The sequence below is a fragment of the Stieleria magnilauensis genome (assembly GCA_007753675.1).
GTDB classification, from domain to species: Bacteria; Planctomycetota; Planctomycetia; order Pirellulales; family Pirellulaceae; genus Stieleria; species Stieleria magnilauensis.
Genome location: CP036432.1, coordinates 1630534 through 1654039, shown reverse-complemented (window position 1 = coordinate 1654039; position 23506 = coordinate 1630534). Strand labels below are relative to the sequence as shown.

The 23506-nt window shown below is 60.0% G+C and carries 13 protein-coding genes and 1 tRNA gene; 3 read left to right on the top strand and 11 right to left on the bottom strand.

Going from position 1 to position 23506, the window contains the following annotated elements; all coding sequences use genetic code 11:
- Positions 1-631 precede the first annotated feature (631 nt).
- Positions 632-1348 (top strand): hypothetical protein, encoded by a 717-nt coding sequence (locus tag TBK1r_RS06105; RefSeq protein WP_145208147.1) that lies wholly within the window; start codon positions 632-634, stop codon positions 1346-1348.
- A gap of 350 nt (positions 1349-1698) precedes the next feature.
- Here TBK1r_RS06105 and TBK1r_RS06100 read toward each other — a convergent pair whose 3' ends face one another.
- Positions 1699-3102 carry a Gfo/Idh/MocA family protein gene (locus TBK1r_RS06100; protein ID WP_419581023.1) on the bottom strand — a complete coding sequence of 468 codons (1404 nt, stop codon included), beginning with the start codon at positions 3100-3102 and terminating at the stop codon, positions 1699-1701.
- Positions 3103-3316: 214 nt separating this feature from the next.
- Here TBK1r_RS06100 and TBK1r_RS06095 point away from each other — a divergent pair, with 214 nt between their 5' ends.
- Positions 3317-3919 carry a c-type heme family protein gene (locus tag TBK1r_RS06095; protein WP_145208142.1) on the top strand — a complete coding sequence of 201 codons (603 nt, stop codon included), beginning with the start codon at positions 3317-3319 and terminating at the stop codon, positions 3917-3919.
- Here TBK1r_RS06095 and TBK1r_RS06090 read toward each other — a convergent pair.
- The 5 genes from TBK1r_RS06090 to TBK1r_RS06070 form a co-directional block, all read right to left on the bottom strand.
- Entirely contained in the window at positions 3891-5543 is a 1653-nt protein-coding gene (locus TBK1r_RS06090) for an alkaline phosphatase (RefSeq protein ID WP_145208139.1), read from the bottom strand. The two genes, TBK1r_RS06095 and TBK1r_RS06090, sit on opposite strands and share 29 nt — an antisense overlap.
- Positions 5544-5792: 249 nt before the next feature.
- Entirely contained in the window at positions 5793-7490 is a 1698-nt protein-coding gene (locus TBK1r_RS06085) for an acyltransferase family protein (RefSeq protein ID WP_145208137.1), read from the bottom strand.
- Between the two features lie 356 nt (positions 7491-7846).
- A complete protein-coding gene (locus TBK1r_RS06080; protein ID WP_419581022.1) occupies positions 7847-9628 on the bottom strand; it encodes a serine/threonine-protein kinase in 1782 nt (593 codons plus the stop codon).
- Between the two features lie 469 nt (positions 9629-10097).
- A tRNA-Ser gene (locus TBK1r_RS06075) sits at positions 10098-10180 on the bottom strand.
- 87 nt (positions 10181-10267) lie between these two features.
- Positions 10268-10594: a hypothetical protein gene (locus TBK1r_RS06070; protein WP_145208135.1), complete on the bottom strand. Its 327-nt coding sequence runs from the start codon at positions 10592-10594 to the stop codon at positions 10268-10270.
- Positions 10595-10840: 246 nt separating this feature from the next.
- Here TBK1r_RS06070 and lysS point away from each other — a divergent pair, with 246 nt between their 5' ends.
- A complete protein-coding gene (lysS, locus tag TBK1r_RS06065; RefSeq protein ID WP_145208133.1) occupies positions 10841-12439 on the top strand; it encodes a lysine--tRNA ligase in 1599 nt (532 codons plus the stop codon).
- Between the two features lie 505 nt (positions 12440-12944).
- On the opposite strand, the gene TBK1r_RS06060 is transcribed toward lysS, so the two are convergent.
- The 5 genes from TBK1r_RS06060 to TBK1r_RS06040 all read right to left on the bottom strand — a co-directional run bounded on the left by TBK1r_RS06060 (position 12945) and on the right by TBK1r_RS06040 (position 23497).
- Entirely contained in the window at positions 12945-13946 is a 1002-nt protein-coding gene (locus TBK1r_RS06060) for a hypothetical protein (RefSeq protein WP_145208131.1), read from the bottom strand.
- A 118-nt stretch (positions 13947-14064) separates the two neighbouring features.
- A complete protein-coding gene (locus TBK1r_RS06055) occupies positions 14065-15879 on the bottom strand; it encodes a hypothetical protein (protein WP_145208129.1) in 1815 nt (604 codons plus the stop codon).
- Between the two features lie 52 nt (positions 15880-15931).
- Complete coding sequence (locus tag TBK1r_RS06050) at positions 15932-18283, bottom strand: coiled-coil domain-containing protein (RefSeq protein ID WP_145208127.1); 2352 nt, start codon at positions 18281-18283, stop codon at positions 15932-15934.
- A 1-nt stretch (position 18284) separates the two neighbouring features.
- The gene (locus TBK1r_RS06045) at positions 18285-21092 is read right to left on the bottom strand and encodes a VWA domain-containing protein (RefSeq protein ID WP_419581021.1); all 2808 of its coding nucleotides are present in this window, start codon (positions 21090-21092) and stop codon (positions 18285-18287) included.
- A complete protein-coding gene (locus tag TBK1r_RS06040) occupies positions 21089-23497 on the bottom strand; it encodes a BatA domain-containing protein (RefSeq protein ID WP_145208125.1) in 2409 nt (802 codons plus the stop codon). Before TBK1r_RS06040 ends, TBK1r_RS06045 begins: the two co-directional genes overlap by 4 nt.
- Positions 23498-23506: the final 9 nt, after the last annotated feature.

Here is a 23506-nt window from a genome sequence, read left to right as displayed (position 1 = left end):
CCTTGAGAACCGCGTCGCTGAGCGGATCGTTGTCCGGGGCCCTGCCCGGGGCCCTGTCTGGCGCCCTGCCCGGAGCCCTGTCCGGCAGCACTTCGTCCTCTCCTCTGTTGAGCACTGACATCCAGTGGGACCATCGCGAGGACAGCGATTGCGGATAGTCCAAGTAGTAACCGTTTCATGGCACTCACCTTTGTGTTGGTTGGATTGTTCATGCATGGGATAAAGCAAATCCAATGCCGCGACCGCGACCGGCACTGGGAATTGTGCCAATGAGCTCAATTTCGCACGTCGTTGTGTGTCAAACGGGGGCGGCCACCGGCAACGCGCCGTGGCGAATGACATCACCCCCTGCAATGAATGCAGGCGCCGGCTTGATTGACCCTGCAATTTTTGCGCAGTTGGCGGTCGCGTCCGTTGCAGAATCGACGTCCGGCCCTTGCAAACGAAAAACGCGCGACAAAGAATTCCCACCCATCGAGCACCAATTCCCCGGTTTCAAGCTGATTTCCGGTGGTCCCGGCCGGTGCGACGTGGAAAGTTGATCTCGAACGGCACGCCGCTTGCCAACCGCTTGGTTGAAACCATCCACTGTGGCTCCGGTCCACGGAGCGAACCGTAAAGGGAAAATTCAATGAAGAAACTTGTATTGTTGTCGGCGACCTTGACTGTTTTGATCGTGCTCGCCTCAGGTTTGACCGGTGCACCATTGACTGACACCGACACGCCAACCGACGAACCGGCCAAGCCGACTGCCGCCTGTTGCAAGGACAAGGCTTGTCCTTTCTGCAACGAAGACGAATGCAAGCAGCAATGCAAAGACTGCGCCGCGGCGAAGACCGACATCGATGCAGCTGCCGCGAAACAGACAGCGTCGGGCGGGAAAGGGATGGCGATGCGCGGCGGCCCCGGCATGGGACGCGGGGCAGCGATGGGACGCGGTCATGATGCCCAGCACGCTATCGATCACGAAGACTTCTTTTTTCTAATCGAACACAAAGAAGCGATCCGACGCAGTGTCAAGAATCTGCCCAACGGCATCGAAACGCTGACCGAATCGAACGACGAAGACGTGGCGGCACGAATCCAGAAGCACGTCGAATCGATGTACGATCGGATGGAAAACGTCAACCCGATCCGCATGCGGGACCCTCTGTTCCGCGAGATTTTCGCCAACGCGAAGAAAATCAAGATGGATGTGGAACACACCGAGCACGGTGTCCTGGTCCGCGAGACGTCGGAGGACGCCTACGTCGCCAAACTGCTGCAGGAGCATGCCAAAGTCGTTTCGCTCTTTATCAAGAACGGCTACTCGGAGCTGCCCAAGAACCACGCTCCGCCGAAGCGGTGATCGAGCACCCGATGCATGCTGCTGGTGGGCCGGCCGATGGGCTGGCAAATGATTCATCAGCATGTTGGTATCAGCTTGCAAGACCGGAGGGCTCGCGCCCTACCGCTAACAAGGAACCGGAGGGCTCCCGCCCTGCCGCTAACGAACAACCGGAGGGCTCGCGCCCTGCCGCTAACAATCAACCGGAGGGCTCGCGCCCTGCCGCTAACAAAGAACCGGAGGGCTCGCGCCCTGCCGCTAACAAAGAACCGGAGGGCTCGCGCCCTGCCGCTAACGAACAACCGGAGCGGTCGCGCCGTGCCGCTAACAGATAGCGGATGCAGTTTGCGGTATTGGCCGTTAACCGATCTTCAAGCATTAAACGGATGCTGCCACGGGGCGCGATACTCTCGCCTCAGCAACTGTGTCGCTTCTTCATCGCCGATGATCACGCGTTGCTTCGGATCATATTCCAGCGGGCGCCCCCCGAGCCGCATGGACAGATTTGCCAATATACAGCTCGCCGTCGAAATGTGGCCTTCTTCGATGTCGGCCACTGGGCGGCTTCGGTTTTCGATCGCCTCGAGGAAATCGAGCATGTGTAGTCGTGTCGCCGGTGCAGCGTTCAGTTCGATGTCCTTCTCCGTCAAGTCTTCGGGGTACTTTTCGCGTTCGAAGAAACAATCGAAATGGAGCGGCTTGGCACGTTTGTCTTGCGGGATGAAGTCGGCCCGCATCGTGCTGGCCTTCAACGTGCCCTTGTCCCCGTAGATGAACAACGCCCACGGGTAATCGGGATCGGTCGGCGAGCCCCAGGTCCGGTGAGTCCATTGCGCGTTGAAGTCATCGAACTCAAACGTCGCGCTCTGCGTGTCGGCAATGTTCGACTTGCCGTCGGTTTGAACCAGGATGCCGCCGGTCGATGCGATGCGATTCGGCCATCCGAGCCCCAGCATCCAGCGGGCGGTATCAAGCATATGGACGCACATGTCGCCCGTGATGCCATTGCCGTATTCGGTAAAGGTTCGCCACCATCGCTTGTGGGGTAAGCCGTCATAGGGTCTCAGCGGCGCCGGACCGGTCCACATTTCGTAATCCAGATGATCCGGCACCGGCATCACGTCGGGATTGCCGTTGGCCCGCATGTGGTAGTAACAGCACATTTCGACATGACCGATCTTGCCCAACAGCCCCGCTTCGACGACCTGTTTCTTCACATCGATCAGGTGCGGGGTGCTCTTGCGTTGGGTACCGACTTGGACGACACGATTCAGCCGCCGTGCCGCATCGACCATCGCTTCGCCTTCCAATACGTCGACACTGATCGGTTTTTGGACGTAAACATCCGCACCGGATTCCATCGCCGCGATAGCTTGCAACGCGTGCCAATGATCTGGCGTGCCGATGACGACGATGTCCAGCCGATTTTCTTTCAACATCTGGCGGTAGTCGACGTAAGTCTTCGGTTTCTTACCGGACGACTGACGCTCGCTGGCGATCTGAACCGCCTCATCAAGCATCCGTTGGTCGACGTCACAGATGCAAACGACTTCCACGGGTGCCACCTGAATCAACCGCCACAGGTCACTCTTGCCGTACCAGCCCGCGCCGATCAGCCCGACGCGTTTGACCGGACGGTCGGCCGCCGCAAACGCATTGGCACCGAGCGCACCGTAGGCAATTGACGCCGCACCGGCTTGCAGCAATCGCCGCCGCGCCACTGTGACAGTTTCACGCTCGGAAGTCTGATGATCACTGGATGTCTTGTTACTCACAGCCGTTGCTCCGTGTGGGTGGGGCGCGATGGAACGCGTGATTCGGACCCCGGGCATTATAGGCATTCTTGAATCGTCGCTCTCGCCCTTCGTCTGCGGCAAATTGCCTTCGCTAAAATGCTTGACACCTCGCGAACTGACGATACAACGGGGTCTGTCGAGATCCGGCTGTACCGGTGTCTCCACTCCATCCAACTCGCAGGGGATCGCAAGCATGAAACGGACGCACCATCCAACATCAGCGCTATTGCTATTGCTGTTCACGGCCACCGGATGCACTGGGACGAAGACGGCGCCGGTGACGGACCAGACGCGCACCAGCGAGCCGTCCCGGTCGATCGTTGAGGGCGCGATGCCGAGCGAAGAAAGCAAAGCGGCAATGCTTGCCGCCAAGGACGCCTTGTTCACGCGTCTGTCGGGACGTTTGATGGAAGCGATGGCGGATGCCGGCCCGGCGGGGGCGATCGGGGTGTGCAGTCAGGAAGCGGCCAAGATTGCCGACGAAGTGGGGGCCGAACACGCGGTGCAAATCGGCCGCACGGGCGTCCGGCTTCGTAACCCCAACAATCAACCTCCCGAGTGGGCCGCAGCGTTGGTTGAGCAGAAGGTCGACACACCGGTTTTCGCCGTGCTGTCCGATGACTCTGCGGCAGCCCTGTTGCCGATCAAGCTACAGGCGCAGTGTTTGCTATGCCACGGTCCCGAGGAGCAAATTTTGCCCGAGATCAAGCAGAAGCTCGCCCAACTGTACCCCGACGATCGTGCCACCGGGTTCAACGAGGGCGAACTCAGGGGCTGGTTCTGGATCCAGGAATGAGTGCTTCGGGCCGATCGAGTTGAAAGTAGTGTCCGTGGTCGGCGGTCAAAATCAACACCGTTTCGTCCCAGCCGCCGTGTTGCTCGATCCACTGGACCACGGCGGCGAAGGCATCGTCACCGCTGTGGACGGCGCCGATGGAGTTGTCGATGTTGTTGGAGTGGTTCGCCCAGTCGACGTCACCGGATTCGATCATCAACCACCAGCGATCCGAGCGTGCATCGAGGACGTCAAGCGCCGCGAGCGCCATCTCACGCAACTGGACATTTTCGTTGATGTCATCGTCGCTGTACACCTCGGCGGGTTCCGGTGTGGGGTTGCCGAAACTGATCACCGGGTTGTAGTTTCCATCGGCGGTGCGGAACGGCAGGTGCCCGTCTTGGACGCCAAAGTAGCCGAACAATCGATCGCCGCTGGTTTTGACTTGCCTGACGGCATCGTTCAACACTTCGGTGCCCGTCCTGCCCGGCGTCCGCTGCGCCACGACATACCGACCTCCGTTGGCCACGTCGATAGCGGCCAGATCTTCGTTGGTGATGTATCGATTCCCGGGCACAAAGTTCTTTCCCTGCGCACCATCGGTTTCCTTTTCGGTCCCCCAGCCGCCGCCGATCAGGACGTCGACGCCCGACAATCCGCCGGGATGGTAGCTGGATGGAAGTCCGATCAAGTCTCGTGTCAGGTCTTGATAGTCACTGCGATGCACGTTGCTCGCGTAAGCGCACGCGGGCGTGGCGTGACTGATCGGAACACTGGTGACCACACCGATCGCCACGTTTTCTTGTTGCAGCGTTCTGGCGATCGGAAGGACTTCGCGTCCCAGGGGATCCACGTTGATCGCGGCGTTGTAGGTTTTGATGCCCGATGTCATCGAAGTCGCCGACGAGGCGGAGTCGGTGAAGGCGTGTTTGGTCTGCTTGCTGTTGCCGATCGGGTAGTCGGCGTCGGTAATCGGACTCCAGGGAGTCGCACCACACAGGCCCGGATCGTAACCGCCGGGAACCTTGCCGCCGGGTGAGGTGACGATCTGGTCGTCGACGTTGATGTTCGTCCCATCGTTGTGCGGGCTGGTGACGAAGAATCCGAAGTCCGTCTTCGCGCCGCGGTAGTCTTGAAAGGCGAGTCCCTGGCCGCGGCCGCTGTCGTAGCTGACTTTGCCCTGCTTGGCGATCGCCGCGGCTCGCGTGGTGTCCCAGTCCATGCCGTCAAAGATAAACAAGATGATTCGCTTTTTGCCCGATTCGATCGCCGATTTTTGCAGCCGATAAACATCGGTCTGGTCAAAGTATTCCGCCTCGGGATTCAAGGTTTGTTCGGGAACCTGGCCGTAAAGTTTCTCCAGCGCCGCACGATCGCGATACACGCTGTTCTCCCCCGCAACCGATTTCAAATCGATGCCAAACGTGTAGATGGGGATCAGCCGGTTGCTGTGATTCTTCCAGCTCGAATAAACGTCTCCGTTGGGCCCCCAATGGCCCCAGTCGGAACGGTTCGCTCGCACGGCTTCTTCCTGAAGCGTCGCAATCGGGTCGGGATCTTGAGCTGATGACAGGCCGCTACCGAGGTTGCAGGCGAGCAGGAAAACGAGTGTTGAGCATTGCTTGTTGAAACAGGGAATCTGCATCTCGGGTGAATCTATCGGTGGAAGGGGGCGAGGCGGGGGGCAGAAATCAGCGGGGGGCCACTCTAATCAGCGGGAGCCACTCCGCGGAACTTAGTCTGCCAGACCAGTGATTGTGACCCAGATTCGGCCACGCGGGGAGATGGCCAGTCGGACGGACTGGCTGTTGGAGGCCCAAAATGCGGGGCGCTAGCTTTCCAGCCCGCTGCACATTTGCCACCTGAGGCTCCGCAACAACGCGGGCGAACCTCGCTACGCGGCCCGTTTTCGCGGCCCGTTCAGGATTCGGCCGATGATCGTATAGCGAACACCGTACTCGTAGGTCAGCAACAGGAACGCAGAAATCACAATGGTGATTCCGGAAAACTTCACAAACGCGGGCAGCGTCGAATCTCGGACGAACCACTGAGCCAGCAGGACCAGCGGTAGGTGAGCCAGATACAGCCAGTACGACGAATCGGATATGTATCGCATGGTACGGCTCTCTTGAGACATCAGGCGACGACACAGCCCGATCGATCCGAAGATCATCAGCCAGGCAAACAGGGCCTGCAGCATGATTGCGGCGAGTGAATTCAGGGTGGGATCTTGCAGTGACGGCACGATTCCGAGCGTCCCGGACACCCAATCCAGACCGATCGGAAAGACAACGATCAGCGCGACCGACAAGCTGATCGCCCACTCGCGTCCGAGACGATGCTCGGTGTCGTCGATGTCCCAGTACAGCGCCCCGAAGAAAAAGAACACGGCGTAGTAAGCGAGCACGCTGGGAAGCGGAAGCAGTCCAATGGATGGATCCGCGCCGAAGCTGACAGGGTTCATGTACGACAGCGGTAACATCGTTAGCGGAATCAGCCACAGCAGACTGACCGGCGAACACACCAGCCATGCCGGGAGCTTGCGAAGCTTTAACGCATCGGCCAGGGGGGCGTAAATCAAGAACGCCGCGATCAACCAACACAGGAACCACAGAAACCACAAATGCATGAACACCGGAAACTGAAACAAGAGCGACTCGATCGTTTCCCAACCGGGACCTGCCGCGGTACCGCTGCCAGAACCGAGGTAGTCCCGCACACCGAATTGCTTTGCGATGTCGGCTCGACCGGCCTTCAAGGTTTGTTCGTCCAGCGGAAGCCCAAACGATGTCGCGATAAAGTTTGTGGTGCCGAAGTCGGTTTTGAGCAGGGTCTTTGGCGTTTGTCCGTTGGCGTCCGAAGCGTCCGCATCGGCTCCGGCACGCAACAGCAGGACGGCCTCCTCCGCACGGCCGATGAACGCCGCGCTGTGCAACGCCGTCCCCTGGTCGCTGTTTCGCTGGTCGACATCGGCTCCCTTATCCAGCAGCATTTCAACCATTTCCGTATGGCCGAGAAACACAGCGACGGTCAACAGCGACGCGCCATCTTGGCTGACCGCGTCGACGCCCAACTGGTCGTTCTCGATCGCTGCCCGAACGCGGTCGGTCTCACCGGCGACAACCGCTTCCCAGGCGGCCGCGTTCTGCGTTCCTGTCGATGACGGGCGGCTGACGAAGGCACTGACCGCCCACATGCTCGGCACGATGGTCAGGCAGCCGAGGAAAAGCGGTAGGGCGATCCGTTTGAGTCGCTGTTTGATCAATCCGCCGAGTCCTCGTTTGCGCCACAACATCGCCGTAAAAAAACCGCTCAACATAAAAAACAGCGGCATGCGAAACCCGTGGAGCACGGCGAACAGTACGGAGTAAGACTCGCCTGTCTGCGAATCCTTCACGGGCCAGGGAATCGGCGAGAACGAGAGTGCGGCGTGAAGCACGATCCCCAGCAACATCGCGATCGCACGCAGTGCGTCCAGGTCGTGTCGCCGTTTGATCGTCGGCTCAGTCGTTGGCGCCGCGGCTGCACCGGCAGATCCCGAAGTGTCCTCCAGCGGGTCCGTGATCACGGCGGTGTCGAGTGTAGGACTCATGTTGAACTCCTGATGCAGGTGCCGGAAGGATTAAAACGAGCGAACGGATGGATGGGCTTTCTGGCGGTTGCGACAGTAAGGTAGCGAGACACGTTGACTTGAGAGGATCAACGTGGTGACGGATCACAGCGACCCGCTTTAAACCGGTACCGCTAAGTGAAGGCCCGGACGCTGGCGCGAACCGGCTGATGTCAAACGATTATTAGCCGTTTGGCGCGAGCCTACGGGCCTTCCCTAGAGGAAACGACGCTTAACGTAGCGGTATTTGGCTATAAACCGGTGCCCAGCTTCAACCCGGCGACACGATTCAGAATCGAAGGTTCCTCTGGTGTCGCCGGCGGTCGGCAATCGAGCCGTTACCGAATCTGTGCGTGTTCGATCTCGGTGAGAACCAAAAACGCATTAGTGATGCTGTTGCCGGCGAAGCGTTTTCGCCATGCCTCCGCCGACGGCCGGTCCGATCGCTGGACTCGCCAGTACAGCCAGTAGGAGACAACGATTCCGATCACTCCGATGATGAGTGACGGGACCAGTGAATTCGGATGTAGGACGGCATCAAAACCGATCGCAACGGTGACCGGGATCCACATCAACCACCAGGGGAATCCGATCACCGCGCCGACTTTCAGATAGATGTTTCTGACGGCTTCCAGTTGGTCGCGGATCTGGTCGACGGGCTCCGAGTAATCGATTCGATTGATTTTGGTGCAGACCGCTGCTGCCGCGGCGATCACGAGGATCCCGTAGACGTGCAGAATGATTCCACAGATCACTCGATGGGCGACGTCCATGTTGCGCGCCCAGCATTGAGCCCCCAAGACGATGATCAGCACGCCAATGATGATTTGCAAGAGTTGTCCTCGAAACAGTGGACGCAGCGACGTGCCGATGCGATCCATCAGGTCGCGCCGGGTCAACAACAATCGCGCGGCCACTTCCTGGTGATGCAGACTTGCCGTTGACGGCTGGATGGCCGAGGGGGTGTCGGTCTGGCCGGCGACTTCGGCTGCAACCAGGGTGGGGGCGAGCGCGGGGTTGCCCGTCGACGCGATGGTTTGCATGTCCGATTTGATTTGACTGGCATGCTGGTATCGCCGTTGCGGTTCCTTTTCAAGCGTGCGTAGAACCACCTCGTCGAGCCGCACGTCGATCTGGGCCTTCTGTGACGGCGCGGCGAATCGTCCGATCGGAAGCTCGCCGGTCAGCATTTCATAAAAGACAACGCCCAGGGAATAGATGTCGGCCCGATGGTCAACGCCGCGGGCGCCTTCCAGTTGTTCCGGAGCCATGTAGCGCGGCGTGCCCATGATCTGGTGGGTGCCCGTGAGCATCGTCTGTTGGTTTTCGTTGCCCAGTATCCGCGACAAACCGAAGTCGGCGATCTTCACCGAACCGTCCTCGGCCATCAGGATGTTTTCGGGCTTGATGTCGCGGTGAATGACACCCTTGTCGTGAGCATACTGCAGCGCGTCGCAGAGATGCGGCACGATCGCCAAGGCGTGTTCGGGTGACAATTGGCCGGCTCGGACGACGTCGCGAAGTGTCGGTCCGTCGACAAACTCCATCAGGAAGTAGTGCGTGTCCTGGACGTTTCCAAACTCGAACACCGAGACGATGTTGGGGTGATTGAGTTTCGCCAGCGTGCGCGCTTCGCGGGTGAACCTGAGAGCAAAGTTCGCTTCGTGGGCAAATTCTTCCGGCAGGATTTTCAACGCGACCATGCGATCGAGCCCTTTTTGCCGCGCCTTGTAGACCGCTCCCATTCCTCCGGCACCGAGAAGTTCGATGATCTCCAGGGCGGGAAACCGTTCGGCCAGACGTGCGATGGTGGGCGGCACGAAGGCACCGGCTCGCTTGTCGTCGTCTTTCAGCGCGCCGTTGATCGCGTTGACATGATCGGGAAACCGGTCCAGGTATTCCTGCTTCGTCGGCCCCTCACCACGTCGTCGCCGATAGTCCATTTCCAGGACAACCAGTTCAGCCAACAGCACGTCGCACTCCGCGTCGCGCACGTCTCCTTCCAAGACCGATTCGATGGTCGGCGGATCGCCTGACTGCCATCGTCGTTCAAATTCGGTGCACCGATCGTCAATCCGTTCCAGGGCCGCAATTGGAAGCTTTTTCTGGCGAACATTCATCGTCTTCGAACCATTCCTGCGGACATGAGTTACAAATCGGGGCCGACAAAGCTCCATGGATCGCCCAAAGCGAACGCACCGGAGTCTATTGGAAAACGCCGGCGGAGTTTTGTGTTCCAGCTCCCCTCCAATCCAGCAACCGCCGTTTTCCGCCACTGCCCGACAGCAAGATGCAGAAAAAGTTTTGCGACACGCATGGCACGAGCGAAAGCAACACGCGATTCAGCAACCGTTGGTGTTTTCGCCTTCAGGCGATCCCCGGTCGCTGCGAAGCAGCGACAGTGGGCTGAAGCCCGCACACCGACACTTTTGCCGGTGCCATTTCCGGTAATCAGAGAGAGACGGGAGGTGATTTGCCCCGGCCTTCGGCGCGGGGGAGCCGCCGGTCGTCGAGGTTCGTCCGGGTGGGGTGCGACCCAACAAAAACACCCTCGAAAACAGAGTGTTTTCGAGGGTGTGATGGTCACAGCGGAGGACACGGGACTCGAACCCGCAACCGCTTGCGCGGCAACTGATTTCGAATCAGTCTGCTTGCCAATTCGCTTATCCTCCTCAAGAACGGCTTCGTCGTCGAAACGGCCTGCCGTCCACTACAGAAGTGTAAATCACACTTCGGGTTCGGGGCAAGTGGCGTAAGCACTAGTGGGTGTGGTAGACCTTGAACCCGAATTCCTTGAACCACTTTTCCCATTTGACGGCTTCGGCGTGGGATTTGACGGGCAGCGTGCGCTCTTTGACGCAGCGGTATTTGACATCCAGATGGCCGTTGTGCTGTTCTTCCTTGACTTCACAACCCAATTTTTTCAACGTTCCGGCGATCGCGGTCGCTTTTTTGGCATCGTGGATGTGTTTCGCTTTCCATTCCTTGCACTGGAAATGGACGACTTCGGCCGCCGACGCTTGGGTGTTGGCGGAAAAGCAGGTGGCGACGACAAGGAACAAGGTGAAGGCGAGAAAACGACTCATGGGGGACTCGGATTCGATCGGTGGCGGGAGAGAAACGCGTCGTGGTCCGGCGTCACGACGACGCCGGCGACAACAAAACGTCTGATAACCAACCGCCGCGGTCCGGGTCAAGACAGCTCCCAGACGCTGGCCTTGTCAAAACCGGCGCTCGCCTTGTCAAAACACGCGATCGGTTCGACAATTCGGCCCCAGGCCCGGAATGCCGGTCGTTTTCCGCGGCAGTTTTCAACCCAATCAGCAGTCAAGATGAATCAGAACCCAGACGGCGGCAACGGAAATGGCACTCCCGACGATGGTGACACCACCGACCCGCGAGTGGCACGCCGCGAAAAACTGCGACAAATTGAAGCGCTGGGGATCGATCCTTACGGCTCGCGTTTCGACGACCGAACGCTGATCGGCGATTGCCGCAAACGAATCCCGGAAATCAAGTTTCAAACCAAAGACGGCCAACTTCTGGAACTGCCGGACGTCGAATCCGAAGACGTCGATTACCGCCAGTGGAAATCGGACAACGGCCCGGGCGAAGAAATCGGTCCCACCGTTCGCGTCGCCGGCCGCATCATGTTGGCCCGGCCGACCGGCAAGCTGATCTTTTTGAACATCAAGGATTGGACCGGATCGATCCAGATCTTCATCGGCAAGAAACAAGTCGGCGAAGATGATTTCACGCTCGCCAAGTTGTTCGATCTGGGGGACCTGATTGCCGCCGAAGGACGGTTGGGACGCACCAACACCGGTGAACTGACCGTGTTTGCCGAGAAGCTGACGTTCCAGACCAAGATGCTGGAACCGCCGCCGGAAAAGCACGCCGGGCTGACCAACGTCGATCTGAAGCAGCGGATGCGGTACGCCGACCTGGCGTTCAACGACGGCACCATGGAAACGTTCTTGGACCGCACGCGAATCGTCAAATCGATCCGCGCCACCCTCGATGCGGATGGCTTTTGCGAGGTCGAAGGCCCCACGCTTCATACCGTGGCCGGCGGCGCCGCGGCGCGCCCCTTCGAAACGCACCACAATGCCCTCGACATGGGGCTGACCCTGCGGATCGCACTCGAGCTGCACCTGAAACGACTGATGGTCGGCGGCATGGAACGGGTCTACGAACTCGGGCGTGTCTATCGCAACGAAGGACTGAGCCCGCGGCACAACCCCGAATTCACGATGCTGGAGGTCTACCAGGCCTACGGGGACTACGTGTCGATGATGGATCTGACCGAACGCGTGATCTGTAACGCCATCGAAGTGATCGGTGGCGGATACCAACGCGAATACGCGGGCAAGACGATCGATTTCACGCCGCCGTTCAAACGGGCCACCTATGCCGAGTTGTTCAAAGAGGCGACCGGAATCGACGAGACCGATGACAAGGCGGTGATCGAGTATGCCAAAAAGCTAGGCTTGGACACCGAACACAAGCACCTGGACGTCGTCCGCAACGAGATCTTTGAAGAGAAAGTCGAAGACACGCTGGAAGGGCCGATTTTTGTGATCGACTACCCGGCCAGTATCTGTCCGCTGACGAAACGAAAGCGGGACAACCCCGAGATCGCCGAACGCTTTGAGCTGTTCATCAGTGGAATGGAACTGGCCAACGCCTACACCGAACTGAACGATCCCGATCTGCAGCAAAAACTGTTCGAGACGCAATTGGAAGGGCAGGACGATGAAGAGTCGATGGCCAAGATGGACCACGATTTCATCCGCGCGTTGCGTCACGCGATGCCGCCGGCAGGAGGACTGGGAATCGGAATCGATCGCCTGGTGATGATCTTGACCGGACAGAAATCGATTCGCGATGTGATCCTGTTCCCGGTTTTGCGGCCGACGGAAAATGGTTGATGGAAGCGTTGCTGGTGTGCAGGCTTTTGCCGCTCGGTTCGCTGCGGAGCAGCGAGTGGGATGCGCCTGAAGGCTGGACACCAACAACCGTTGGTGTGCAGGCTTTAGCCGCTCCGTCTTGCTGCTTCGCAGCGCGTGATGATGCGCCTGAAGGCTGGACACCAACCTGCGCTGGTGTGCAGGCTTTAGCCGCTCGTTTCGCTGCTTCGCAGCGCGTGATGATGCGCCTAAAGGCTGGACACCAACCTGCGCTGGTGTGCAGGCTTTAGCCGCTCGTTTCGCTGCTTCGCAGCGTATGGGGATGCGCCTGAAGGCTGGACACCAACCTGCGCTGGTGTGCAGGCTTTAGCCGCTCGTCTTGCTGCTTCGCAGCGCGTGATGATGCGCCTGAAGGCTGGACACCAACTTGCGCTGGTGTGCAGGCTTTTAGCCGCTCGTCTTGCTGCTTCGCAGCGCGTGAGGATACGCCTGAAGGCTGGACACCAACTTGCGCTGGCGCGGGCGCTCAGCCGTCGGTGGCTCGTTTGCGGAAGTAGGCTTCGATGGCGTCGCGATAGTGCGTGGGCAGATCGCGGCTGATCTTTTGCAGGGCTTCCTTGCGTTCGGCCGGCGGCAGGTTCCCCCAGCCGTCGTCGTCGCCCAGGTTTTTCTTCTTGACGTTCCCGTCGCCGCTGCCGCCGGCGATCTGGCTGTCCTGCATGGGCGATTCTTGGCCGTTCTTCGGCTCGCCCCCCGAACTGCCTCCGCCCTGTTGCTGTTGTTGTTGCTGCTGCTGTTGTTGCTCTTCCAGTTTGTCGATCAACTTAGTCAGCTTGTCGATGATCTTTTGTTCTTGGCCGGACACCTTTTCGTCGCTTCGCCCCAGGTCCAAGCGGCGGGTGACGTCGGTCATCAAGCGTGAGATCTCGTCCAGTGAATCCTCTTTGAGCGGTTTGATGTCGGCGACCATCAGCTTGGCCAAGCGAGAAAAACGGACCGGACAATCGTCTTCGTTTTCCAGCAAGGTACGCAGGTCCGTGAGCGCTTCTTGTTTCATCAGCAATGCGTGGTAGCAGGCGCCGCGATAGAACAGCGAGCTGGCGGGGTCGATCGATTCGGTCGCGTCGACTTCGGCGATCACCGGCAGTGCTTCGTCATACAGGCGTGATCGGACCAACAGCCGGCCCAGCCAGGTTCGCACGGTCATTCGGATCGGCTTGGGCAACGATTCGATTTCCGCATAGTCGGCGGCGGAGGGGTCGATACTTGCCGCGGCTGCGAGTGGGTCTTTGGCCGCGATATCCGCCAGCCGTTCCACCGCGTCAGTCAGACCGGCAACGGCTTCGATGAAGGCATCCATCGGGTCCTGGTCGGATTGTTCCAATTGCTGCCGGAACCGCTCGGATGCTTCCGCGCTGGCGGCCGGTGGGGCGCCAAAATCGTTAAGCGAACCTCGCAGCAAGGCAGACATCTGATCGCCGTCGAGGGCCTTCCAACTCTGTTCACTTTCCAGCGACTGATCCGCCATGGCGGTCGACCCGAGGAGCAAGAAAACGAAACAGTAAGACGGGACTGAACAGAGAAAACTCCGCCGCTTCTGAGAGGTTCGATTACGAATCACAGTGGTCCGCCTGTGTTGGAGTCGCTTACTTATTGCGCTGCATCACCAAGTCACGCGTTATTTTGTACAGCCTAGCCTGGCGATCGGACAAGTTCTTTAGCAAAGGAAGCACGTCCTGTGCCGAAGTCTCATCCGATTGTAGGAGTCCGGCATAACGTTGTGTTGTCGATTTGATCCTGGTTTCCATCGTTCGGATCAGTTTCAGCTCGGAAATCGCGCCCACGAGCGGCTGTTCTCCGGGCTGTCCGGCCTGTTGGGGGGCGGATTGGCCCTGTTGTTTTTGTTTTTCCAGGTCCCGTTGAGCCTGCTGTAAAGCGCCAATCATTTCTTCGATGGCGGCGAGGACATCTTGTTGAATGCCTTGCGTGACGGCATCAATTTGTGTTTTGCCTAATCTCTGGGCAATTCGATCACTTTCGTCTCGGATTTGCGCCACCACTTCGGGGAACGCCACGCTGGAGCCCTCTTCCCGCAGCAGCAACATCGCCCGATCCGCTTCGACCGTGATTTTCTTCTGGTCAAAGGACAAATCGCCCGCTTTCAGGTCCGTTTGCCGGTTGCGTTGCGATTTCGGCGTCGCGGCCAGTTCCGCCGTGTCGTCGATCACTTTTGATTGCATCGCAGCCATCTTCTTCAGACGACTTTCCAGCCGGGCAAGTTCCCTCTGCATCTCTTCTTCCCGAAGTTGACGCAGGATTTGCTCGAGTTCGTCGATCGCCTGACGCAGATTCTCTTCGGCCGCCAACTGGTCCTCGACGGCTTCGTCTCGCTTGGACTGCTCCAAGTCCTGCTCCGCTTGCCGCATCTTTTCGATCGCCTGCTGCAACTTCTGTTCGGCCTGTTGCTGCGGCGATTGTGGCTGCTGACTTTGTTGTCCCTGCTCGCCTTGCTGGCCCTGCTCCCCCTGTTGTCCCTGTTGCTCCGATCCAGATTGCTCTTTCCCTTCCTTGGCTTCTCCTTCCTTAGCTTCCCCTTCCTTGGCTTCCCCTTCCTTGGCTTCTCCTTCCTTGGCTTCTCCTTCCTTGGCTTCTACTTCCTTGGCTTCTACTTCCTTGGCTTCTACTTCCTTGGCTTCCCCTTCCTTGGCTTCCCCTTCCTTGGCTTCCCCTTCCTTGGCTTCCCCTTCCTTGGCTTCCCCTTCCTTAGCTTCCCCTTCCTTGGCTTCCCCTTCCTTAGCTTCCCCTTCCTTAGATTCCCCTCCCTCGGCTCCGCCCTTCATTTCTTCGCCGTTTTCTTCGGCGAGCTGGTCTTTCAACTCTTGCCCGCGATCGGCGATCGACTCCTGTTCTTTTTCGAGTTGATCGAGTTCCGCCCCATTTTCGGTCCGTGCACGGGTGCTTCGCTGCGAACGTTCGATGCGTTTGAGATCCTTGATCATCTTCGACAACCGTTCTTTTTCATCGCGAATCCGGTTGGCCCGGTCTTCGCTGGTCAACAGTTTCAGGATCTCGGCCAGCCCGGTACTGGCGGAATCTTGATTGCTGACGGCGTCGGAGAATTTTTCGTTTCGGAGTGCTTCGCTGGCGTTTCTGAGTTGCTGCAGCACGAACTTTTCGCGGGACTGTTTGGCCGCCTGACGCAGCAACGCCGCGCGATCGGGGTTTTCAGCGGCCTCGACGTCGGCCAGACGCAGCAACAGTTCTTCGAGACGTTGGTAGCGATCGGCGACGCCGGCTTGTCGGAGCACCAGATCCGAGTCGGCGGCGGAATCTTGGGCGGTGGCGGTGCCGGCCCCGCAGAGGGAGGCCGAGAGGACGAAGAGAGCCGCCGCGAGGAAGCGGAAGGGAGTGGATTGACGCATGGCGGCTCGACTTGTGACCGAGCGATTCGATTCATTCATCAAGTCATTGTCCCACATATCGTTTTCCAGGTCTGCGGCAGTTTAGTGCTGGTTACTTAAACAGGTCTTTGACACGGTTTTTACGTTCTTGCTGGGTGTCTTCTTTGAGTTGTTCTTGATCCTGGATCAGGCCGCGAACCAGGTCCAACAGTTCATTGTAGCTTTCCAAGTCGAGCATCTTCTCCAAAACGGCCGTTAACTCCAAGAGCACTTGGTCGGCGGTTTGGATCGCGGCCTCGGTGTGCTCGAGTGCCTGTTCGGGCTGTTCGATGGAACCTTCGATCGCTCGGATCTGCTGCTTGAGCTGCTCCATGGAGACATCGACGATCTTCCGCAGCGGGTCACGGACGCCACTGCCAAGTCTTTCCTGTCGATCTTTGGAGTCAACTCGATTGTTGACCATTTCCAACAGCAGGTCATCGAGCGACTCGGCGATTCCGGTTAGTTCTTCGGCGGTTTTGCTGGTCTGCAAGCCACTCTGTTGGACCCGCAGCCCGATGATTCGCAGTTCGCGTTGCCGTGTCTGTTGTTCCGACTCCCCCTGCTGGCGTTCCATCAACAGCTCGAACCGGTCCGATCGGAACCCAGCGAGTTGTTCGCGCAGTCCCTGGGTTTCGGTGACGGTTTGTTCGAGCCGGGTGCGGAGGCCCAGTTCCCGTCGCTCCATCAGCGTCAGTAGTTCCTCGGGCGTGACGACTTGCAAGCGATAGATTTCGCTGGTGGTCAGGTGGGTTCCGTCCAAGTTGTATCCGTCGCGTGCTTCGGCATAGACGCTGATGGCGCTGCCGGGCTGCAAGGCGGGGATCTGCCCCGAATTGGTCAGTTCACGAAGATCGATGACGGCACCTGCCTGCCCATCGCGGTCCAATTCCAGCCGTTGCGAGATCGGTTCGGCCAGTGCCGGCGGGGCCGCGCCGCCTTCGCCATCCCCAGGGTTGGCTGAGGCACTCTGGGCGACGAACGCGGTCACTGACACAACGCCGTAGTCATCTTCGGCGACACATTCCAGCGGCAGTCGTGCGATCGGTGTGACCGCGGATTGGATGCCCTTGAGCGCCAGCGAGACGCTGGGAGGTTCATCCAGAATCGCCCCCAAGAAGTATCGGAACGGCGCTTGGGCGCTGATACCATCGGGGTCGGAGGGAACGATGCGAATCGCGGTCGGATTGTCGAAGGTGTCCAGCTTCAACCGCACGGACTGGCGGTCGTCGGCGTACACCAAGTCGGTCACTCGGGTTTCTTGCCCATCCGATTCCAGCACCACGTCGACATCACCCAACGGCAGACTCGAAACTGCTTCCAGCGTCACACCGCTGCCTTCGCTGATCCGCAAACCAGCTTGGTAGGGAGTTTCAAAATCGTATTCGGATTCATCGGTTGCGGTGGACGTGGCGGAATCACGAAGGTAATCGGGGTAAAGAATCTTGACATTCATTGCCGAAATCGCCGGCGGCTCGGCGGCTTCGATCCGATAGTCGACCAACCGATCATCGAGGCCTTGGATGGAAAACGAAAATGACGACGCGAGGTTGCTTAGCGGAGGCCCGTCGAGCACAAACGCTTGGTAGCCGTCGCGCTGACGTCCCACCCGACGCATGTTGGATTGTCCACGGGTGCCGTCATCGGTTTCGTAATACACGGTACATGCCGAGGGGACTTCGGCGTCCTCGGCGGCCGCGCGAATCCGTAAGATGCCGCTGCTGCCGGTGGGCAATCGCATCACGCCATTTTCAAATTCAATTCGCTGCGGGTCGGAATCTTGGATGTTGGACGCGGTGACGGTCGGCAAGTCGACTCCGACCATTTCCAATCTGGCCCGCCGCGGCCAACGGGCGTCGGACAGCAGCGTCAATCGGGCCGCCGCGCGGGCGAACGCACTCGGGCTGTAGGCGGCAAACATCAGCGCCAGCAGCAACAGCGGGCCGGCCAGGGCGGCTTTCTGAATCAGCGGTTGCATCCGTAACACGCGCCCCGGATCCACCTCGTCCACCGACTCGGACGCTTCGCGGTGCACCAGACGCAACAGGTCGGGCGAGTGCGAATCGCCCGTTCGGCCGGGCCGCGACAACTGGACGGCGGTCACCAATCGGCCGGCCAGTTGCGGATGGTGGCGTTCGACCAACAACGCCAAGCTGTCGTCGGGAAGCGGCCGGCTCAATCGATCGATCAGCATTCGGACAACGATCACGAACACGGCAAAACCGACGGCGGCGAGCAGGATCCCCCGTGCCGAGCGAGGCATTTCGGCGCCGCCGAGTGTGACGGGCACGTAGTCGATCAACAGCCCAATCCAAAACGCCACCAGAACGACGGCGATGATGGCCAGCACCGAGTCCCAAACCACGTAGCGGCGGATCCGCCCACGAAGCGATTGAAGCAACGATTGAAGTTCGGGATCAAGCATGTTAAGCCAATCTGTGTAGTCTGCGGATGACCCATTCCATTGTCAGCACACTGGCGATCAGCCACAACAGCATCGCGTTTCTGCGTTCGGTGAAAATCGCGTCGGGGGTTCCGGGAAGAATCGTGGTTTGGGGCTGGGGGCTGATGGTGCCGACGATGTTTTCGATCAGCGAGTCGCCAGCGGCGTCGGCTTCGACTTTCCAGTATTCTCCGCCGGTCGTCTCGGCCAAGCCCGCCAGGTCTTCGTCGTTGCGGCGGGGGCGTTCCAGTTCGACCGTCGGCAACCGCACCTGCACGTTTTGGCGAAAGACTTCTTCACCGAGCGCGTCACCGAGTGTCAGGCGCAACTCGTGATTGCCGTCGGTGCGAACGACAAATCGGCCGCTGTAGATTCCCGGTCGCGATTCGCCTTCGACGGGCGTCAGCCGAACATCTTCGACGCCCTTGGGCGTGATCAGTTTTGCCTTGACCTCCGGCACGGTCAGCGGTTCGAACTGCTCGTCGGTCAACACCGCACGGACCGTGATGGTGTCACCGACCATTGCCCGGGGCGAATCGACCAACAGCAAGCCGCGGTTGCTGTCGCGCAACAACCGTCCTTCGCTGACCCAGCGGATTAGTTTGGTGTAGTAGTTGTCAAAGTACGCATCGCTTTCGCGGCGCATCCGCCACATCTCGCCGCTGCCTTGAAAGAACACGCGGCCGGCGCCATAGAATTGGCTGGCCATGTAAACGGGCAACGAATCCGAGATCCGCGTCGTCGGGTCGGAGAAGTAGGCGTAAACCTTGGCGATCGGTTTGGCCGCTTTGACGCCGACGTAATCATAGACGCCGCCGAACGAATCCCAGGCTTCGAAGCTGGTCGCCGGTTCATCGGTCACCCACAGGAACTCGGCGCGCCTCGCTTCGGGTGTGAATTCCAGCGGCCAAGCCGTCTCGCCCCCTTCGCGACCCGACCCCATCATCAAGCCTCGACTGGAAAAGGTGACGGGGAAGAAACTGGCGATGCGGGCGACGCGCGGATCGGTCCGCAGACGCAGCCAACGGGGGTGATAGACCGGTCCGCCGACGATGATCAAGCCTCCCGATTGTGATGCCAGCCAGCGATCGAGCAACTCGATCGAGGCCGCGGGGATTTGAGTCCAATCGGGATCAAACATCGCGATCGCGTCATACTCGAACAGCTCCGCCGGGGTGCCGGGAAACTCGGTCAACAATTGATCGGCGTCCTGGCTCATTCCCGGTTGACCGGTTTGCAGCCAGGTGTCCAAGCGAATTGATTTTTCTCGGTGCAGCAGGTTCCGGACGAAGCGGTATTCGCGGGTCGGACCACCGGCGATCGTGAGCACGCGTAGCTTACGCGCGACGACTTCGTAACGCGCGTCGCTGACGTCATCCTTTTGGTTTTGATCCTTCTCGACCGGCAGAATGCGGATCGCCAGTCGTCGTCGCCCGACCGATTGGGGCTCGAGTTCGAACTTGATGCCGACCAGGGAGCCGTCGCCGTTCAATTTGACCGATTGTGAATCGATCACTTCGGTCGGCAGCGCATTGGAGGCTCCGCCGTCGGCGGTGGTCGCGTCCAAACCGTCGAGCAGCTGGACTTCGATGTCCAAGGCGTCGCCGCCGGTCCCTTGAAGCACGGCTGAGACGGCGAATTTGTCGTTCGGATAAACGCGTTTGGGGGCATCGAGGTCGACCACGCGGACGTTCGTCGGAGGCTTGCTGCTGCCGAGTCCGACCGGGTACACCGAGACCTCGCTGCGTTTGGCCAGGGCCATCGCCGAGGCCACGTTGCTGCCCCCGTTGTTTTGCCCATCGGTCATCACCACGATGCCGGCCAGCGTCGTGGGGTCGTGGCTGGCCAACACGTTGGTGATCGCATCACCGATCCGGCTTTGCGATGCCGATGCCGCGACGGCGTCTTCCCAGTTGAGCACCTTGATCGGTTGCTGAGCCGGATCCGTTGGCTCGCTGGATTCTTCTCCGTCGGTTGCTTCGGGCGCATCGTCGGCCAACCCGACAAGCGACGCGAACGATCGCGACGTGGCGCTGCTGTACGCCCAGCCACACAACAAGAAGCCGACGCACATCGTCACCGCGGTCACGCCCAGCAACCAGCCCAGGCCTTCGCGTCCACCGCCGGACTGCGAATCCGACGTGGGGGCCGACAAGCCGCCGACCAACAGCGAGGCGAGCGACAGCGCGAGTGCGACGCCGAGCAAGATCAGACCGGTGATGGCGACCGGTGAAGGTTGGCGGCTGGACGTTGCCGGCTGGACCGCGTCGTCTTGCTCGGGCTCGGCATCCCTTTCGGTTCCGCCACCGGATTGCAACAACAGGGGTTCGGCGGCGTCGCCGAAGCTGTACACACTGACGCGGTGTTGCTCGCCGAGACGTTCAACCAATTCGTTGTCAGCCAGCAGTTCGGCGGCGCGTTTGGCGCGACTCTCACTGCCGATCGAGTCCGACTGGGCCAGCGACATACTTTGGCTGGTGTCGACCAGCACCACGACTTCGCTCGGTCGCAAGATCTCTCGTTGAGTGCGGCGTTGCAGGTCAAAGAAGAAAAACAGCAGGGCGACGATCATCGCCAGCCGCAAAAAGATCAGAGTGATGCTGACCGAACGGGAGAGTTCCGCGGTGTCGCGCCGGTAAAACCGCGCGCAGCCAAAAATCACCACCGCGGTCGAGATCAACAACAACGCCCACCACCACCAGCCTTCGATCGAAGCGGCGCGGGCGAATTCATAAACGGTGCTCTCCAGCGCCACGCTGCTTTCGGTGGACTGTTCTAGTGTTTCGTTCACGCCGATCGCCCTCCCGCCGCCAAACCAAATTCGTGACGCTTTGAACCGCCACGCGGATCGTCCGCTGCCAGCGTGCCGCCGGTCGAAACGGCTGCCCGAGTGTGATAGCTGGCCCAATAGGCCAATGCCTGTTCGGCCGCCAACAGCAACCCGAGCAGCGCCAACAGCATCAGCCCGAGGGTGGAACTGCCGGCGAACTGATTCTGTTGCCGCCAATCTTCGCTGGATACAAATTGCACGTCGATCGGCAACAGGGCGCGACGAATCTCGGCGGCGTCGGCGCGTTCCAAGTCACCCTCACCCCCGACGATCGTGCTGGCCGACGGGATGACCTCGCCGCCGCCATCGGCTTTCAAAAGTCCCCACTCGAACAACCCGGGACGCAGCAGTTCGTCGACGTTGGATTCACTGGCGATCAAGCGTTCGACCGGATCGAGCGACACACGGACGGTGTCCGCTTCCGCTTCGGTGCCGATGATTTCCATCACCACGCGGGGCGGGGACTGGGCGGGAGTCACCAATTTCATTTCCGGAAAATAGGATCGGGTGGAAAGGGTTTTGCGAAGCGGTTCGGTGACTGAGTGGGACGTTGACGCGCTGGCGCCGCTCCAAAGCCGCGCGTTGGACAGCAACATGAACGGTACAAACGTCGGGTCGCCGGGCCAGTTGGTCCAGTCCGGGGCGAGGCTGCTGAGCACGGTGACGACGGTTCCTGCGCCGGAGGTGTGTTCGGTGACCAGGGGAACGCCGTCGCGGCGGACCAACACCTTGCGATACCGCCGGGGCTCTCCCGTCGCGTCTGCGTCATCGGCAAGCGTCCAGCCCTTGGCGACGCCGATCATCGACAGCGAAGCATCCCCGGCGCTGCGTAGCGGATCCAGGAAGGTGTCGTTGTCGCCGAATAGAACATCGCCCGTTTGGGTCGACCCGCCGACGGGCAACGCTTCAATCGTTTGCAGCGGTGCGGGCAACAGGCGTCGATCTTGAGTCAGCAAGATGCGGTTGTAGTCGCTCGCCTCGACGGCGTCTCCGAGGAACCAGGCGATCCCGCCGCCCGCTTCGACGTATTGCTGTAATGCCGTCGCGGTGGTTTCGTTGATCTGCGGCAAATCCATCAAATAGATCGCGCGGTAAGGTGCCAACATCTCCATCGTCGCGCTGCGCAGAAACGCCGGCGGTTTGATGTCCGGCTGGGCACCGATACGAACTTGGCTGCCGGGATCGAGCACGGCAGCGACAGTGTACGCGCCGGCTTCGTCGACATCCGAATCGATCACCAATACGCGTTCGACATCGCTCAGCGGCAGCGTGCAGGTTCGCTGGTTGTCGGCGGCCAACGCATCCGAGGGCAGTTCCACTTCGATCGCATGGGTCCCGGTTTCGGCGATGAAGACTTGAAACGATTTGGTGATTTCGGCACCGGCGGCCAGCGACTCGATGACCAACCCGGGCAACGAATCGACGACACCGCTGACGCGGCGCGACGGATCGACCGATTGAACCTCGTCCCCATAACGAATGACGCGGCAGGCCAACGTGACGTTCTTGACTTCGCGGCCGCTGTAATTCTTGATCGTCGCGCGGACGACGACGGGAACACCGGCGACCCAGACGTCTTGGACGGGCGCGAGATCGGTGACGGCCAAATTTCGCTCGGGACGATTGGCACAGTCGATCATGCGGACCTTTAAATCGTCACTGGAAAACTTGCGCATCGCTTCGGCCAGCCGCTCGGTCGATCCCCAGTCGCGGGCACGAAAGTCGCTGGCGATGTAAACGTACTGGTTGTCCGCCGAGGTTGCGGCGGCCAATTCGCCGGCCAGGTCCAGCGCCGGGACCAGATCGGTTCGGATCGGTGACACCGCGGTCGCCATCACGCGTGCGATCAGACTGCTGTCGCCCAGGACGGTTTGGCTGGACAGGTCCGCGGCGACGTCGCCGGAATCGCTGCCACCCTGAACGGCCAGGGCGGCGCGGCTGGCACGCATCACCGTGATTTGATGATTGCCCTCGTCGTTGACCAACCGTTGTGTCAGCTGCTGCAACGCCTGCAGGGCCCGATCATACGAGGTCGCTTCACCGCCCCCGCTGACGTCTCCCATCGAATAGCTGTCGTCCAGGATGATGATGTGGTGCGTCGTTTGCCCACCCAGGGCGCCCAGGATTTGACGGCCGCCGGTCCATCCGCACAGCATCATGACCAACACCGCGGCGACGGCCAGGCGGGTCAACAGCAGCAACAATTGCCGCAGCCGCAGCCACTTTTTTTGTTTTCGATAACTGGCCAGCAAGAAATCCATCGCCGCCCACCGTCGTCGGCGGTGACGCAGCATGTTGATCAGATGGACCAACAACGGAACGGCGACGAAGGCAAAGCCGGCCAGCAGAGCGGGATACAAGAACATGGTTCGCGG

Coding starts and splice junctions, on each gene's coding strand:
- TBK1r_RS06105 (WP_145208147.1), top strand. CDS start 632: ATGAAGAAACTTGTATTGTTGTCGGCGACCTTGACTGTTTTGATCGTG.
- TBK1r_RS06095 (WP_145208142.1), top strand. CDS start 3,317: ATGAAACGGACGCACCATCCAACATCAGCGCTATTGCTATTGCTGTTC.
- TBK1r_RS06090 (WP_145208139.1), bottom strand. CDS start 5,543: ATGCAGATTCCCTGTTTCAACAAGCAATGCTCAACACTCGTTTTCCTG.
- TBK1r_RS06085 (WP_145208137.1), bottom strand. CDS start 7,490: ATGAGTCCTACACTCGACACCGCCGTGATCACGGACCCGCTGGAGGAC.
- TBK1r_RS06080 (WP_419581022.1), bottom strand. CDS start 9,628: ATGAATGTTCGCCAGAAAAAGCTTCCAATTGCGGCCCTGGAACGGATT.
- TBK1r_RS06070 (WP_145208135.1), bottom strand. CDS start 10,594: ATGAGTCGTTTTCTCGCCTTCACCTTGTTCCTTGTCGTCGCCACCTGC.
- lysS (WP_145208133.1), top strand. CDS start 10,841: ATGAATCAGAACCCAGACGGCGGCAACGGAAATGGCACTCCCGACGAT.
- TBK1r_RS06060 (WP_145208131.1), bottom strand. CDS start 13,946: ATGGCGGATCAGTCGCTGGAAAGTGAACAGAGTTGGAAGGCCCTCGAC.
- TBK1r_RS06055 (WP_145208129.1), bottom strand. CDS start 15,879: ATGAATGAATCGAATCGCTCGGTCACAAGTCGAGCCGCCATGCGTCAA.
- TBK1r_RS06050 (WP_145208127.1), bottom strand. CDS start 18,283: ATGCTTGATCCCGAACTTCAATCGTTGCTTCAATCGCTTCGTGGGCGG.
- TBK1r_RS06040 (WP_145208125.1), bottom strand. CDS start 23,497: ATGTTCTTGTATCCCGCTCTGCTGGCCGGCTTTGCCTTCGTCGCCGTT.